The organism is Kocuria sp. KSNUG (assembly GCF_049532735.1).
In the GTDB taxonomy this organism is placed as follows: domain Bacteria; phylum Actinomycetota; class Actinomycetes; order Actinomycetales; family Micrococcaceae; genus Kocuria; species Kocuria rhizophila.
In genome coordinates this window covers 1,448,067-1,463,222 of the sequence record NZ_CP150981.1, presented here as the reverse complement: position 1 = coordinate 1,463,222, position 15,156 = coordinate 1,448,067, and the positions used below count along the sequence as shown (strand labels likewise).

At 70.7% G+C, this 15,156-nt stretch carries 14 protein-coding genes; all 14 read right to left on the bottom strand.

Annotation, left to right across the window (positions count from 1 at the left end):
• Positions 1–7: 7 nt before the first annotated feature.
• The 14 genes from miaA to AABM36_RS06260 all read right to left on the bottom strand — a co-directional run bounded on the left by miaA (position 8) and on the right by AABM36_RS06260 (position 15,148).
• The gene (gene miaA / locus AABM36_RS06325) at positions 8–934 is read right to left on the bottom strand and encodes a tRNA (adenosine(37)-N6)-dimethylallyltransferase MiaA (protein ID WP_121566373.1); all 927 of its coding nucleotides are present in this window, start codon (positions 932–934) and stop codon (positions 8–10) included.
• 5 nt (positions 935–939) lie between these two features.
• Positions 940–2,463 (bottom strand): tRNA (N6-isopentenyl adenosine(37)-C2)-methylthiotransferase MiaB, encoded by a 1,524-nt coding sequence (gene miaB / locus AABM36_RS06320; RefSeq protein WP_121566372.1) that lies wholly within the window; start codon positions 2,461–2,463, stop codon positions 940–942.
• Positions 2,464–2,556: 93 nt separating this feature from the next.
• On the bottom strand, positions 2,557–3,117 hold the full coding sequence (locus AABM36_RS06315) for a regulatory protein RecX (protein ID WP_224764913.1): 561 nt from the start codon (positions 3,115–3,117) through the stop codon (positions 2,557–2,559).
• Positions 3,118–3,252: 135 nt separating this feature from the next.
• Positions 3,253–4,404 (bottom strand): recombinase RecA, encoded by a 1,152-nt coding sequence (gene recA, locus AABM36_RS06310; protein WP_019310905.1) that lies wholly within the window; start codon positions 4,402–4,404, stop codon positions 3,253–3,255.
• A 154-nt stretch (positions 4,405–4,558) separates the two neighbouring features.
• The gene (locus AABM36_RS06305) at positions 4,559–4,780 is read right to left on the bottom strand and encodes a DUF3046 domain-containing protein (RefSeq protein ID WP_121566371.1); all 222 of its coding nucleotides are present in this window, start codon (positions 4,778–4,780) and stop codon (positions 4,559–4,561) included.
• Positions 4,781–4,957: 177 nt separating this feature from the next.
• A complete protein-coding gene (locus tag AABM36_RS06300; RefSeq protein WP_121566370.1) occupies positions 4,958–5,383 on the bottom strand; it encodes a helix-turn-helix domain-containing protein in 426 nt (141 codons plus the stop codon).
• Positions 5,384–5,531: 148 nt separating this feature from the next.
• Complete coding sequence (locus AABM36_RS06295; RefSeq protein ID WP_121566369.1) at positions 5,532–6,071, bottom strand: CinA family protein; 540 nt, start codon at positions 6,069–6,071, stop codon at positions 5,532–5,534.
• A complete protein-coding gene (pgsA, locus tag AABM36_RS06290; protein WP_121566368.1) occupies positions 6,068–6,700 on the bottom strand; it encodes a CDP-diacylglycerol--glycerol-3-phosphate 3-phosphatidyltransferase in 633 nt (210 codons plus the stop codon). The genes AABM36_RS06295 and pgsA overlap by 4 nt, the downstream gene beginning before the upstream one ends.
• Positions 6,697–9,600 (bottom strand): FtsK/SpoIIIE family DNA translocase, encoded by a 2,904-nt coding sequence (locus AABM36_RS06285; RefSeq protein WP_124109698.1) that lies wholly within the window; start codon positions 9,598–9,600, stop codon positions 6,697–6,699. The genes pgsA and AABM36_RS06285 overlap by 4 nt, the downstream gene beginning before the upstream one ends.
• Before the next feature lie 83 nt (positions 9,601–9,683).
• Complete coding sequence (locus tag AABM36_RS06280; protein ID WP_019310899.1) at positions 9,684–11,378, bottom strand: ribonuclease J; 1,695 nt, start codon at positions 11,376–11,378, stop codon at positions 9,684–9,686.
• A gap of 16 nt (positions 11,379–11,394) precedes the next feature.
• A complete protein-coding gene (dapA, locus tag AABM36_RS06275; protein WP_019310898.1) occupies positions 11,395–12,330 on the bottom strand; it encodes a 4-hydroxy-tetrahydrodipicolinate synthase in 936 nt (311 codons plus the stop codon).
• A 9-nt stretch (positions 12,331–12,339) separates the two neighbouring features.
• Complete coding sequence (locus tag AABM36_RS06270) at positions 12,340–12,975, bottom strand: hypothetical protein (RefSeq protein WP_019310897.1); 636 nt, start codon at positions 12,973–12,975, stop codon at positions 12,340–12,342.
• Positions 12,972–13,730, bottom strand: coding sequence for a 4-hydroxy-tetrahydrodipicolinate reductase (dapB, locus tag AABM36_RS06265; protein WP_019310896.1), 759 nt, complete (start codon positions 13,728–13,730; stop codon positions 12,972–12,974). Before dapB ends, AABM36_RS06270 begins: the two co-directional genes overlap by 4 nt.
• A gap of 11 nt (positions 13,731–13,741) precedes the next feature.
• Positions 13,742–15,148 (bottom strand): M16 family metallopeptidase, encoded by a 1,407-nt coding sequence (locus tag AABM36_RS06260; protein WP_019310895.1) that lies wholly within the window; start codon positions 15,146–15,148, stop codon positions 13,742–13,744.
• Positions 15,149–15,156: the final 8 nt, after the last annotated feature.

Genomic DNA, 15,156 nt, shown 5'->3' with positions numbered 1-15,156 from the left:
CGTCATCCTACTGAGCACGGACGACCTGCAGGGCTCGAGCCGCGAGGTCCGTGACGCTGCGCCCTGCGCAGCACTCGATCCAGTGCACGCGCGGATCGGCGCGGAACCACGTGCGCTGCCGTTTGGTGAACCTGCGGGTGGCCGCCACGGTGTCCTCGCGGGCCTGCGCCAGGGTCATGGTGCCGTCCAGCACGGCGAGCAGCTGCGGGTACCCGAGCGCCCTGCCGGCCGTGGGACTCTCTCGTAGACCGCGTGCGGCGAGAACCCTGACCTCGTCCAGCCAGCCCCGCTCCAGCATGAGGTCCACACGGCGCGCCAGCCTGTCGTTGAGTTCGTCCCGGTCCATGGCCAGCCCGATCTGGACCGTGGGGCGCACGTACCGGCGCTGCGGCATGAAGGACGTGAAGGGCCGCCCCGTGAGGTCGTGGACCTCGAGGGCCCGCACCAGACGCCGGTCGTCCTTGACGCGCGCCGCGGACTCCGGGTCCACGGCGGCCAGTTCCCGCAGCAGCACCGCGCGGCCGTCACGCCGCAGCTGCTCCTCCCGCCGTGCCCTGATCCCGGGGTCCGTTCCGGGGAACTCGATGGCGTCCAGCGCGGCCCGCACGTACAGCCCTGAGCCGCCCACGAGGACGGGCACGCGACCCCGTTCCCGGATCTCGTCCGCACAGCGCCGGGCATCCCGCTGGAATGCCGCCACGGACGCCTCCTCGTGGATGTCGAGAACGTCGAGCAGGTGGTGGGGCACGCCGTCCCGCTCCTCGAGCGGCAGCTTGGCCGTGCCGATGTCCATGCCCCGGTAGAGCTGCAGGGCGTCCGCGTTGATCACCTCGCCGCCCAGCTCGTGGGCCAGGGCGATGCCGAGATCGGACTTGCCCGTGCCCGTGGGGCCCACCACGGCCACGAGGGGCGTGGGTGCGCCGCGGTCGGTCATCCCCGTCAGGGCTTCCGCAGGACGGGCATCCCCAGTCCCACGGTCCCGGCAGATCCTGCGGCCCCACCGGACGACGGCGCCCCGCAGCTCTCGGCCTGCGCCGCCTCCCACGCGTCCCCGCCACGCGACGGCCGGACGTGGTACTCGGAGGCGTCCGCGGGGTCCGCGAGCAGGTGGTAGGCCGCGGCCCCCGTGACCGGCACGGTGACGAAGTCCCCGGGACGCGGCACGGGTGAGCCCTCCGGCACGCTGAAGTGCACCAGGCGCTGGTCGCGGCTGCGCCCCGAGAGCCGGTGCGTGGCACCGGACTTGCGCCCGGACTGCGCGCTCACGAGCAGCTCCGCACGCGTCCCCACGAGCTGGCGGTTGAGCCGGGCGCTGATGGAGTCCTGCAGAGCCGTGAGGCGCTCGAACCGCTCCTGCACGACGGCCGCGGGCACCTGGTCCGCCATCTCCCCCGCGGGGGTTCCCGGGCGGATCGAGTACTGGAACGTGAACGCGGAGGAGAACTCCGAGGCCTCCACCACGTCCAGCGTGTCCTGGAAGTCCTGCTCCGTCTCCCCGGGGAAGCCCACGATGATGTCCGTGGTGATGGCCGCCTGCGGGATGCGCTCCCGCACCCGTTCCAGGATCCCCAGGAACTTCTTGGACCGGTAGGAGCGGCGCATGTCCTTCAGGATCCGGTCCGAGCCCGACTGCAGCGGCATGTGCAGCTGCGGCATCACGTTCGGGGTCTCGGCCATGGCGTCGATCACGTCGTCCGTGAAGGCCGCGGGGTGGGGGCTCGTGAACCGGACCCGTTCCAGTCCCTGGATGTCGCCGCACGCGCGCAGCAGCTTGGCGAACGCGCCGCGGTCACCGAACTCCACACCGTAGGAGTTCACGTTCTGCCCGAGCAGCGTGACTTCCACCGCTCCGGAGTCCACGAGGGCCTGGACCTCCGCGAGAATGTCCCCCGGACGCCGGTCCTTCTCCTTGCCACGCAGCTGCGGGACGATGCAGAACGTGCACGTGTTGTTGCACCCCACCGAGATGGACAGCCATCCCGCGTACGCCTGTTCGCGTTTGGTGGGCAGCGCGGAGGGGAAGGTCTCGAGGGCCTCCAGGATCTCCACCTGCGCCTGCTCGTTGTGCCGGGCGCGTTCCAGCAGCACCGGCAGCGAGCCGATGTTGTGGGTGCCGAAGACCACGTCCACCCACGGAGCCTTCTCCACGATGGTGGCCCGGTCCTTCTGCGCGAGGCACCCGCCCACGGCGATCTGCATCCGGTCGTTGCGGCGCTTGACCGGAGCGAGCTGGCCCAGCTGTCCGTAGAGCTTGTTGTCCGCGTTCTCGCGCACCGCGCAGGTGTTGAACACCACCAGGTCAGGCTCGCGCCCCACGGCCGGGATGTACCCCGCGTTCTCGAGCAGGCCTGTGATGCGCTCGGAGTCGTGGGCGTTCATCTGGCAGCCGAGGGTCCGCACCTCGTAGGCGGGCGGAGCGTCCGACGGGACCGGTGCGGAGGGGTCTACGGCGGTGTGGGGCATCTGAGTCACCCCATCATCTTAGGGACGGGGTCAAATCTTCCGGGGCCGTGCCTGCCCGTTCACCGGGCAGCACCCGGAGAACGGAACGACCCCTCACGGGGTGTCCCAGACCTCGGCGCCCGCGCCGTCCTCCGAGACCGGATCGGACAGGGATCCGAGCCCTGCGAGCTCCTCCTTGACCACGGCGAACGCCATGCCGGACGGGTACCCCTTGCGGCCCAGCATGCTCACCAGTCGGCGGGTGAGCTTGTCCCGTTCCTTGCGGTCCGTGAGGTCCGCCGACGCCGGAAGCTTCCTGCGGACGAGCTCGTGCGCGTCACGCACCTCGTCCTCCTCGTGGCGTTGCTCAAGGGCCTGCTCCGCCAGTTCCCCCGTGATGCCGCGCTGGGAGAGCTCACGCCGCAGGGCCGCCCGCGAGAGTTTGCGGGTCTCGGCGCGGGAGCGGACGAACATGGCGGCGTACTCACGGTCGTCCACCAGACCGACCTGCTCGAAGCGGTCGAGCACCTCCTGGGCAACATGCTCCGGCACATCCCGTTCCGCGAGCTTGTCCTCGAGCTGGCGGCGTGATTTGGCCGAGGCCGTGAGCTGCCGCAGCACAATGCCACGAGCCGTCTCGAGCTGCTCCGCGCTTGCGGTCTCCGCCGTGTCCACCACCTGAGCATCTGCTTCTGCGACCGCGAACGGCGACGCCGCATCCCCGGGCTCGCCGGACCACGGCGCGAGACCGTGGACCGGCGAGCCCGGGAGTCGTGCTGCGAGGACTGGTTCACCACCGGATCACCTCACTCAGAAGGCGGGCAGCTCGGTGTCGCTCTGCTGCGGGGCGAAGGGTGCATCCGGATCCAGCTCCCCGGTTTCCGTGTCCAGCCCCTCCGGGTCCTGCGAGGCCTCGTCCGGGTCCTCGGAGATGCCCAGCTTCACCAGGATCTTCCGTTCGATCTCCTGCGCCAGCTCGGGGTTGTCCTTGAGGAAGCGGCGGGAGTTCTCCTTGCCCTGGCCCAGCTGGTCACCCTCGTAGGTGAACCAGGCGCCGGACTTCTTGACGATCCCGTGTTCGACCCCCATGTCGATCAGGCCGCCCTCGATGGAGATGCCCTGGCCGTAGAGGATGTCGAACTCGGCCTGCTTGAAGGGCGGAGCCATCTTGTTCTTCACGATCTTGGCGCGGGTGCGGTTGCCCACGGGGTTGGCGCCGTCCTTGAGCGTCTCGATACGCCGGACGTCCACGCGCACGGAGGCGTAGAACTTCAGCGCCTTGCCACCCGTGGTGGTCTCCGGGGAGCCGAAGAACACGCCGATCTTCTCGCGCAGCTGGTTGATGAAGATGGCCGTGGTGTTCGTGTGGGACAGCCGGCCCGTGATCTTCCGCAGCGCCTGGGACATCAGGCGGGCCTGCAGACCCACGTGGCTGTCGCCCATCTCGCCCTCGATCTCGGCCTTGGGCACCAGCGCGGCCACGGAGTCGATGACGATGATGTCGATGGACCCGGAGCCCACGAGCATGTCCATGATCTCCAGGGCCTGCTCACCGGTGTCCGGCTGGGACACGAGGAGGTTGTCGGTGTCCACACCGAGCTTCTCCGCGTAGGCCGGGTCCAGCGCGTGCTCCGCGTCGATGAAGGCCGCAATGCCGCCCGCTTTCTGGACACTGGCCACGGCGTGCAGTGCCACGGTGGTCTTGCCGGAGGACTCCGGGCCGTAGATCTCGACCACGCGGCCGCGGGGGAAGCCGCCGATGCCCAGGGCGACGTCCAGCGCGATGGAGCCCGTGGGGATGGTCTCGATCTTGGTGGCCGGGCGGTCGCCCAGGCGCATGACCGAGCCCTTGCCGTAGTTCTTGTCGATCTGCGAGAGGACGGTGTCGAGCGCCTTCTGCCGATCGGAGCCGGCCGTCTGAGACGGCGTGGGAGCGGATGCACCCTTGGACTTGGCTGCCATGATTCACCTCGGGTCTCAGGGGCCTGGTCCAGGCCCTGTCGATGTCTTCGCGGTCCACGCTAACGAGGGTGTCCGACACCCATAAGGAACCGGGCCGCCTGTGGAGCCCGCGTGACGCCCTTCGAATATACCTTCGAATCATGCTCGGTGCACGTCAGCTCCTGGGCGGCTGGTCCGGGCCCCACCACCGGGACTCGGGGACGTCCTGCGCGCGGCACACCGCGAACCACACGGACTTGGGGTCCACCCCGGCCGCAAGGGCCTCCGTGGCGGTGCGCTCCCCCACCTCACTCAGCACCAGGTCGTCCGCGAGAACCCGGCAGTAGCTGGCCCCGAACTCGTGGGACATCAGCTCCCAGAACGTGCTGACTCGCATGGCGTGAACTCCTCGGGTGGTGGTGCAGAGGCACGGGTGCTGACCGGTCGAATCCGGTGGGCCCAGCGAACCGGACGTCGCCGCACGGCGGACACGGCAGCGGACCCGCCCCCTGGGCGGGTCCGCTGCTGCTCCGGGCTCACGCGGTGGTGTGCCCAACGGGTCGGTGGGAGTGGATCAGTGGGCGCCGGCCGCCGTGCCTCCGCGCAGCTGACGCACCTCGCGGGTGAACTCGTCGGTCAGCTCGGACGGAACGGTGTCGGGGATGTAGTTGCCCTCGGCGTAGGCCAGCCGGTCCGCCACCTCGCGCAGCATCTGGGACATGGGAATGTCCAGTGCCGTGCAGATCGAGGCGAGCAGCTCGGAAGATGCCTCCTTCTGGCCGCGCTCCACCTCGCTCAGGTACCCCAGGGAGACACGGGCGAGGTGCGAGACCTCGCGGAGGGTGCGGCCCTGACGCTGCCGGACGCTGCGCAGCACCTCCCCGATCTCCTGGCGCAGGACGCCCACCTTGGCCTCGTGGGAGTCCGTGTTGACGTCATCTGCCACACCCACGTCCTTCCAACGGACGACACCATTGACAGACACGGGTTGCTTGGTCATGTGAATTGCCTACTCCTCGTGTGAACGAACGGGCTCTGCACATCCATCGGATGCGACGGGTTCGAGGTCTTGCGCCCTGACGGCTCAAGCTCTGTCACGCATAACGTGCTTGCATGTTCAATTGTTCCCTGCCGCCGGACGAAATGCACTAGGCATTGCCTGGGAGTGAGATTTGAGTCGCCAGTATGTCGATCGCGTGACGGACCGTGGCCGCGCGGATGGCGGCCCGGTCCCCCGGCAGGTCCAGGCGCTCGGCCCGGTCCACACCGGGCCCGCTGATCCCCACGAACACCGTCCCCACGGCGTGGCCGTCGTGCGGCTCCGGACCGGCCACCCCCGTGGTGGACAGCGCCCAGTCCACGCCCAGGCACGCGCGGGCGCCCCGGGCCATGGCGACCGCCACGTCCGGGTCCACGGCGCCGCGATCCTCCAGCAGCTCGTGGGGCACTCCCAGCACCCGTTCCTTGACCTCGTGCGAGTAGCTCACCACCGCGCCCTCGAAGCACGCCGACGCCCCGGCCACCGTGACGATCTCCGAGGCCACCGCCCCGCCGGTGAGGGACTCCGCGGTCCCCACGCTCACGCCGCGCTCCGTGGCGCGGTGCACCAGCTCGGCCGCACCGCACGCGGGGTGCGGTGCCCCGGAACCGGCCGCGGCGGCGTCGTGCCCCCGGCCCGACGCCGTCACGCGGTCTCCCCGCGCACCGCCCGGTTGCGCAGCTGCACGGCCTTGACCACGTAGTCGACGCCGGTGACCAGGGTGGCGGCGAGGGCGAGCGCGGTGAGGAACCACGCGAACCACAGCCACCACTCGCCCAGAACCGGCGAGAGCGGCAGCAGCAGCGCGATGAGGGCCGCGGTCTGCAGCACCGTCTTGGTCTTGCCGCCCTTGGAGGCCGCCATCACGCCGTAGCGGATGACCACGAAGCGCATGACCGTGATGCCCCACTCGCGCACGAGGATCAGAATGGTCACCCACCACCACAGCTCGCCCAGCAACGAGAGCACCACGAAGGCCGAACCCGTGAGCAGCTTGTCCGCGATCGGGTCCGCGATCTTGCCGAAGCTCGTGATGAGGTTGCGGGCCCGGGCGAGGTCCCCGTCCAGCTTGTCCGTGTACATGGCCAGCCCGAACGTGATCACCGCCGCCCAGCGCATGCCCGTGGAGTCCTGCCCGTGGGGCCCTCCGGCCCACAGGAACCAGATGAAGAACGGCACCATCACGATGCGCAGCGCCGTCAGCGCGTTGGGCAGGTTCCAGTTGGAGCTGTTGGGTGCCGGCTCCCCGTGCGGTGCGGCGGCCTGGTGTGCGGTCATCGTCCTGTCAGCTCCCATGCGTCCTCGGTGGTGGATCCGTCGTGGTAGTCGTGGGCCACGTCGGCGAGCGACGCCTCCACGGGGTCCTCGCCGTAGTCCACGGAACCGCCCACGGGCTGCGGATCGGGCGAGGGCGGCTCCTCCCCGCGGATCAGCGCGAGGGTCGCGGCGAGGTCGTCGGGCTTGACCAGCACGTCCCGGGCCTTGGAGCCCTCTGACGGGCTCACCACGCCCCGGGACTCGAGCAGGTCCATGAGCCGCCCGGCCTTGGCGAAGCCCACGCGCAGCTTGCGCTGCAGCATGGACGTGGAGCCGAACTGGGTGGTGATGACCAGCTCGGCGGCCTGCAGCAGGACGTCGAGGTCATCCCCGATGTCCTCGTCGATGGTTTTCTGCGGGGCCTCCTGGACGACGTCGTCCCGGTAGTCCACGGTCATCTGCGCCTTGACGTGCTCCACGACCTTGTGGATCTCGGACTCCGAGACCCAGGCTCCCTGCACGCGCATGGGCTTGGAGGCGCCCATCGGCAGGAACAGGGCGTCACCCTGGCCGATCAGCTTCTCCGCGCCGGCCTGGTCCAGGACCACGCGCGAATCCGTCACGGAGGACGTGGCGAACGCCATGCGGGAGGGCACGTTGGCCTTGATCAGACCGGTGACCACGTCCACGGAGGGCCGCTGGGTGGCCAGCACCAGGTGGATGCCGGCCGCACGCGCGAGCTGGGTGATGCGCACGATCGCGTCCTCCACGTCCCGCGGAGCCACCATCATGAGGTCCGCGAGCTCGTCCACGATCACCAGCAGGTACGGGTAGGGCCGGATGGTCCGCTTGGACCCGGGCTCCGGCTGCACCTTGCCGTTGCGCACGGCCTTGTTGAAGTCGTCGATGTGCTTGTACCCGAAGTGCGAGAGGTCGTCGTAGCGCGCGTCCATCTCCCGCACCACCCACTGCAGGGCCTCGGCGGCCTTCTTGGGGTTGGTGATGATGGGCGTGATCAGGTGGGGCACGCCCTCGTACGCGGTGAGCTCCACGCGCTTGGGGTCCACCATGACCAGGCGGACCTCGTCCGGGGTGGAGCGCATGAGGATGGAGACGATCATCGAGTTCACGAACGAGGACTTGCCCGCACCCGTGGCACCCGCCACGAGCATGTGCGGCATCTTGGCGAGGTTCGCGAGCACGAACCCGCCCTCGACGTCCTTGCCCACGCCCATGACCATGGGGTGCTCGGACGCGCGCGCCTTCTGGGAGCGCAGGACGTCGCCCAGCGCCACGGTCTCGCGGTCCGTGTTGGGAATCTCGATGCCGATCGCGGACTTGCCGGGGATCGGCGACAGGATGCGCACGTCCGCGGAGGCCACCGCGTAGGCGATGTTCTTGGACAGCGCGGTGACACGCTCCACCTTGGTGCCCGAGCCGAGCTCGATCTCGTACCGCGTGACCGTGGGGCCGCGGGAGAAGCCGGTGACCTCGGCGTCCACCTTGAACTGCTGCAGCACGCTGGTGAGGGCGCTGACCACCTGGTCGTTGGCCTCGGAGCGCTCCTTGGCGGGCGGGCCCTGCACGAGGTCCGCGACGGGCGGGAGGCTGTAGGCGACGTCGCCCGCGAGCTTGAGCTGCTCGGACCGGGCGGGGATGGGCGTGCTGGGCGTGTGGGTGCGCGCGGCGTCGGCCTCGGCCGTGACGTCGAGCGCGGGGGCGTCCGAGGCCGCCGCGGTGTCCGCGGCGGGCGTGATCCCCTGCTCTTCGCGCAGCTTCTGGGCCTCCCGCTGGGAACGCGTGGGGCGCTTCTCGCCGGGGCGCGGCCCGGGCTCGGGGCTCCCCACGACCTCGGTGGCCTGGGAGTCCGCGGCGCTGGAGCCCGACGCCGCCGTGCCCGCGCGGGTGCCGGAGGAGCCGGCGCGGCGGGCGGCCGGCTCTGCGGTGTGGGATCCCACGTCGAACACGCTCGTGGCCGCGGCACCGCGCGCCTCCCGGCGGTTGGCCTCGTCCACCACGGCGCGTTCGAAGGCCTCGTCCCCGTCGTAGCGGTCGAGGTCCTGACGCTGCCGGCGCTTCTCCGCCCGGGACGCGCGCTTGGAACCGCGTGCGGGCGCGGGATCCAGGTACGAGCGGTCGTGCTCGGGCGCCGAGAGGTCCGTGGTGCGGGGTTCGGTCTGACCGGTCAGACGGCGGTAGAGCTCGCGCAGGCGCGGGCCGATCTCCCCCACGGGTGTGGCGGTCATCACCAGCAGTGCCAGGACGGCCAGCAGGACGAAGACGGCGAGCGCTCCCCACGGGGTGATGAGTGAGGACAGCGGATCTGCGGCGAGGAAGCCCACGAAGCCGCCGGCGCGCCACACGGCCTCGAAGCCGTCCCCGAGGTCCGGGGAGCCCCCCGCAAGGTGGGCGGTGCCGGAGCCTGCGACGGTGAGGGCCAGCAGGCCGATCGCCACGCGGTTGTTGGCCTGCGTGGGCTCCGGGTGGCGGAACACGCGGATGGCGAAGCAGAAGCAGAAGATGGGGAGCACCAGGGCCATGAAGCCGAACGTGCCGCCGACCACGGAGTGCACCCACGAGGCCGGAACCGCGATCGGGGCGAAGTCCACGCCGCGCAGGTTCCACCACTCCACCGCGGCGATCAGCACGGCGAGCACGAGCCACACGAGCGCTCCGCCGTCGCGGCGCTGCTCGGGGGCGATGTCCGTGCGCAGCGTGCCCACGCGACGCACCGCAGCGCCCACCACGTGTCCGGCCCCGGACCACGCCCCCACCACGGCGCGCAGCGCGGTGGTGCCGGCAGAGGGCCCCGCGGGCGTGGTGCGTGCCGGGGTCTTCTTGCCGTTCCTGGGGGACCGCGCGGGGGCCTTGGACCGGCTGGTGGTCTTCGACGAGCGCGCGGGGGTAGTTCGTGACGCCATTGCTCCAGGGTACCCGGACGCACGACGGCCCGTCCGGTCGGGTGACCGGACGGGCCGTGGGGTGCGTGCGGGGCGCGGGGGCGTCAGGCCTCCACGACCACCGGCACGATCATGGGCTTGCGACGCAGCCTGCGGGAGACCCACGAGCCCACGGTGCGGCGCACGATCTGCTGCAGCTGGTGGGCGGTGTGGTTCTTGCCGCTCTCGCTCAGGGCGTCCTCGAGGGCCGCGGCCACCTTGGGGCGGATTTCGTTGAAGACCTTGTCCTCCTCGGCCACGCCGCGGGCGTGGATGTCCGGACCGGAGACGATCTTGCCCGTGTCCCGGTTCACGACGGTCACCACCGAGATGAAGCCCTCCTCACCGAGGGTCATGCGGTCCTTGAGGTCCGCGTCCGTGATCTCCCCCACGGAGGAGCCGTCCACGTAGATGAAGCCGCACTCCACCTGGCCGGTGATCTTCACCTTCCCGGCGTGCATGTCCACCACGGTTCCGTTCTCGGCGAGGATCACGTGGTCGTCCGGCACGCCGGTCTCCCGCGCCAGCTCGCCGTTGGCAATCAGGTGGCGGATCTCGCCGTGCACCGGCATGACGTACTCGGGCTCCACGATGTTGTAGCAGTAGAGCAGCTCTCCGGCACCGGCGTGGCCGGAGACGTGGACCTTGGCGTTGCCCTTGTGCACCACGTTCGCGCCCAGGCGCATGAGGCCGTTGATCACGCGGAACACGGAGTTCTCGTTGCCGGGGATCAGCGACGACGCGAGAATCACGGTGTCCCCCGCGTTGACCTGCACCTTGTGGTCCCCGTTGGCCATGCGGGACAGCGCGGCCATGGGCTCGCCCTGGGAACCGGTGCACATGATGACGATCTTGTCGTCCGGGTAGTCCCCGACCTTCTTCTGGTCCACGAGCACGTTCGGCGGGACGTCCAGGTAGCCGAGCTTCTCCGCGATCGCCATGTTGCGGATCATGGAGCGGCCCATGAGGACGACCTTGCGACCGCTGGCCACGGCGGCGTCGAGCACCTGCTGCACGCGGTGCACGTGGGAGGAGAATGAGGCCACGATCACGCGCTGCTTGGCTCGCGAGACCACGTCCGCGAGCACGGGACCGATCGCCTTCTCGGAGGGGATGAACCCCGGGACCTCGGAGTTCGTGGAGTCCGTGAGGAAGAGGTCCACGCCCTCCTCGCCCAGACGTGCGAAGTGGCGCAGGTCCGTGATGCGCCCGTCCAGGGGCAGCTGGTCCATCTTGAAGTCACCCGTGTGCAGCACGGTGCCGGCCTTGGTGCGCAGGAACACGGCCAGGGCGTCCGGGATGGAGTGGTTCACGGCCACGAACTCGCACTCGAACTCGCCGAGGCGCTCCACCTGGCCCTCGCGCACGGCCATGGTGAACGGCTTGATGCGGTGCTCCTGGAGCTTGGCCTCGATCAGCGCGAGGGTGAGCTGGGAGCCGATCACGGGGATGTCCGGGCGGCGCTTGAGCAGGTACGGGACGGCGCCGATGTGGTCCTCGTGGCCGTGCGTGAGCACGATCGCCACGATGTCGTCCACGCGGTCCCGGATGTTGTTGATGTCCGGGAGGATGAGATCCACGCCGGGCTGGGTCTCCTCGGGGAAGAGCACACCGCAGTCCACCACGAGCAGCTGCCCGTTGATCTCGAACACGGTCATGTTCCGGCCGACCTCCCCCAGGCCACCCAGGGGGACCACGCGGAGCGTGTCCTTGGCCAGGGCGGGGGGTTCAGCGAGATCGGAAGAGTTCCACTGGGTCATGAGACCCCTTTCATTGCTAGTTGGTCAGAGTGTCCGCAATCACCGACGTGCTCAGATCCGCACGGATCTGCTCCAGCTCGGTGTGCGTTGGTGCCAGGTGCGGCAGGCGCACCACGGCGTTCGGCAGGCGGTCCTGCCACTGAAGAATGGTCTTGGCGGCCACGGCCCCGGGCACGCGCGTCATGGTGGCGCGCACGAGGGGCAGCAGCTCCGCGTTGAGCCTGCGGGCGGTCTCGAGGTCCGAGGCCAGCACGGCGTCGATCATGCGGCGGTAGCGCGCGGTGTCCACGTGGGTGGTCACGCCCACGAGCCCGGCGGCGCCGGTGGCCATCCACGGGAGGGTGAGACCGTCGTCGCCGGAGTAGAACACGAGGTCCGTCTCCGCCATGACGCGGGACGCGGCGACGAAATCCGCCTTGGCATCCTTGACGGCCACGATGTTGGGGTGCGAGGCGAGCGAGATCATGGTCCCGGGCTCGATCGGAATCCCGGAGCGGCCCGGGATGTCGTACATCATGATGGGCGTGTCCACGGAGTCCGCGAGCGAGCGGAAGTGGGCCTCGACACCGGCCTGGGTGGGCTTGTTGTAGTACGGGGTGACCACGAGCAGACCGTCCATCCCGATCTTCTCCGCCTCGAGGCAGAGGTACCGGGAGTGCTCGGTGTCGTTGGATCCCGTGCCCGCGAGCAGGGGGACCCTCCCGCCCACGGCGTCCTTGACGGCGCGGAACACCGAGAGGTTCTCCTCGTCCGTCATGGTCGAGTACTCCCCCGTGGTGCCGCACACCACCAGGCCGTCGCAGCCGTCGTCCACGAGCTGCACGGCGAGGGCCGCGGTGGCCTCGAGGTCCACGGAGCGGTCCTCGTGGAAGACCGTGACCATGGCGGTGAGCAGGGTCCCGAACAGGGGCGCGGGACGGTCCGTGGGCGCGGGGAAGCTCTCGTGTGTCATGCCCACAGGTTACCGCCCGGACCGCGCGAGCGCCGTCTCGGGGTCCGCCCCCCGGTGCAGGGCGATCGCCGTGCGCATGGCGCCCCGGGCCCGGCGGCTGTCACCGCTGGCCGAGTAGGCCAGGCCCAGGCGGTACCACCCGCCCCAGTCCTCGGGGCTCGCCTCGACCTCCCGCCGCACCACGTCGAAGTGCGCGTCCGCGGCGGCGCGCACGTAGCGTCCCGACGGTGTGCGGGGCAGCTCGTCGACCGGCAGCTCGCCGCGGGCCGCGAGCTCGCGCCCCAGCCGCGCGGTGCGGGCTCCGAAGAGGATCTCCCGCACCATGGCCCACGTGCCCACCGCGGGGATCACGACCATGGCGAGCCCCAGCAGCTTGGGCACCCAGCCCTCGGTGCCCAGCAGCAGCCAGGCCCGCTGGAAGGACACCCCCAGGTAGAGGGTCAGCAGGGCGATCATGAGCGCGGCGAGGGCGCGCCCCATGGACCCGGCCTCGAGCACCGTGAACACGCCCGCGAAGACCAGCACCGCGATGATCCACACCTTGGACACGGACGGGATGGGCAGCAGCAGGACGGTGAGGACCAGCAGCAGGATGGCCAGTGCGGCCCACCAGCGCAGCCCGCTGCGCCCCGTTGCCCGGCTCACAGTCCGAGATCCATGTAGCCGTCCAGACCGTGCGTGAGCCCGGGGTGCTCCGCCACCCGGCGGATCCCCAGCAGCACACCGGTCATGAACGAGGCGCGGTCGAAGGAGTCGTGGCGCACGGTGAGCTGCTCCCCCGTGTTTCCCAGCAGGGTCTCCTGGTGGGCCACCAGACCCTGCAGCCGCACGGAGTGCACGTGCACGCCGTCCACCACCGCACCGCGTGCGCCGTGCGGATCGGACTCCGTGGCGTCCGGGGAGGCTCCCACACCCGCCCGTTGGCGGGCCGCGGCCACGAGGGCGGCGGTCCGGGCCGCGGTGCCCGACGGCGCGTCGAGCTTGCGCGGGTGGTGCAGCTCCACGACCTCGACGGAGTCGAAGAACCGTGCTGCCAGCTCCGAGAACTTCATGGCCAGCACCGCCCCCACCGCGAAGTTCGGGGCGATCAGCACCCCGGTTGCGGGGGACTCGGCGAGCTGGGCCTCGAGCTCGTCCAGGGCGGCCCGGTCCCAGCCCGTGGTGCCCACGACCGCGTGCATCCCGTGGGACACCGCGAAGCGCACGTTCTCCCGCGTGGCGGCGGGCACCGTGAGGTCCACGACCACCTCCGCGCGGGCCTCGAGCAGCTGCTCCAGACCGTCCCCGCGGCCAAGTGCCGCGACCAGCTCGAGGTCCGGGGCGGCGTCGACGGCGCGCACCGCCTCGGAGCCCATGCGGCCGTCGCGGCCGAGGACGGCCACCCGGATCGGTTCTGCCATGTCCGTTCCCCTCATTCCTGCGGTTCCCGGGCGACGCCGGGTCCCACCACCGTGCGGACGGTCGCGTCCGCGCCGAGATCCGCGGCGAGCTGCTGGACGTCCTGGGACGTGACCGCGCGGATCCGGCGCAGGGACTCGTCCAGGTCCATGAACACCCCGGTCTTGAGCTCCGCGGAACCCAGCCGGGACATCCGCGAGCCCGTGTCCTCCAGGGCGAGGACGGTGGCCCCGCTGAGCTGGCCCTCCACCTTGGCGAGCTCCGCGGCGTCCATGCCGTCCTGGGCCAGGCGGTCCAGCTCGTCGCGCATCAGCCCGGTGACCCGGTCCACGCGGTCCGCCGTGCAGCCGGCGTACATGCCGAAGAACCCGGCGTCCGAGTACGAGCCGGAGAACGAGAACGTGGAGTACGCCAGGCCCTTCTGCTCGCGGATGGTGTGGAACAGCCGGGAGGACATGCCACCACCCAGGGCCGCGTTGAGCACGGTCATGGTGAAACGACGCTCGTCACCGGACTGCAGCCCGGCCCCGCCCAGCACCACGTTGGCCTGCTCCACCGGTCTGTTCAGCGCGCGGGTGCCCGTGAGCGGCGTCAGCAGCGCGGGGGTGGTGGGGCGGCGCGCGCCCGCTCCCCCGGCGGTGTCCGGATCCCAGCCCGCGCGGGCCAGCGACTCGCGGACCAGCTGGACCACGTTCTCGTGCTCGAGCCCGCCCGCGACCGTGACCACCAGGTTCTCGGGCCGGTAGGCCCCGCGGTAGTGCTCCCACACCGCGTCCCGGGCCACGCTGCGGATCTCCTCGGGCGTGCCCGCGATCGGACGCGCCAGCGGGGAGCCGTGGAAGACCTGCTCGGTGAACTGCTCGAACGCGAAGTCCGTGGGGTCGTCCCGGTCCATGGCGATCTCCTCGAGGATCACGCCGCGCTCGCGGTCGAACTCCTCGGGGTCCAGCACCGCGCCCGTGAACATGTCCGCGAGGACGTCCACGGCCATGGGCAGCGCCTCGGAGAGCACCCGGGCGTGGTAGCACGTGTGCTCGTGGGACGTGAACGCGTTGGACTCTCCGCCCACTCGGTCGAAGGCCTCGGCGATCTCCAGGGAGCTGCGCCGGGCCGTGCCCTTGAACAGCAGGTGCTCCAGGAAGTGGGTGGAGCCCAGCATGCCCGGGGCCTCGTCCCGGGAGCCCAGGCTCACCCAGAACCCCACGGACACCGAGCGCTGCCCGGGCATCTTCTCCGTGAGCACGCGGGTGCCGCACGGCAGGACCGTGCGCATGATGACCGCGCCGTCGGCGTCGTCGTGGACCGTGTGGGTGAAGCCTCCGGCCGGGTCCGTGTCTGGATACGCCCGAAGGCGGGCGTCCTCCGGGGAGCCGTGCTCCTCGGGACTGCCCGCCTTCAGGGGAAGGTGAACAACCGTCATCTGGTGCG